Raw genomic sequence first — 442 nt, 5'->3', positions numbered from 1 at the left:
TGTTATTTTGAGGATCCTAAGACGCAGGCCGTTATTTCTACATACGGTACGAGAAATATGATGAATATGACGGCCGATCAGCTATATCGGATTGCCCTCAATGTAAACGGCTCGCCTCAGCTGTCGATTCAGGAAAAAAGCGATACCGGTTATGTCATCGGTTGGCAAAAGAAGGACAAAATGTTTTATGAAGTCCTTGTCGTCAACTCGAACGGCACATATTCATCCTTTTCCGTCGTTTATCCGGTAAAGGAAAAAGCAACTTATGAAGGTTATTGTGAACACATGAGACGGTCTTTTGTGCCTACCGGCGTTATGACACAAACGAAATAAGTCATGCCTGAATGTTACGGTCTGTAAAGTAATTTTGCTTGCCATAACATATTTGTTTATGGTAGAATCAATACGTTAATTAAGGCACTCCTCTGTCGGAAGGACGATT

Annotated in this window: 1 pseudogene; it reads left to right on the top strand. The window is 41.4% G+C overall.

Annotated elements, in window-relative coordinates:
* Window positions 1–333 (top strand): annotated as a pseudogene (locus PGX78_RS08190) (hypothetical protein); the annotation flags it as partial.
* Window positions 334–442 lie beyond the last annotated feature (109 nt).

The sequence above is a fragment of the Megasphaera sp. AF13-6AC genome (genome assembly GCF_027685385.1).
In the GTDB taxonomy this organism is placed as follows: Bacteria; Bacillota; Negativicutes; order Veillonellales; family Megasphaeraceae; genus Megasphaera; species Megasphaera micronuciformis.
Note: the sequence above shows the minus strand (reverse complement) of the source record. Positions and strands in the feature narration are given on the sequence as shown.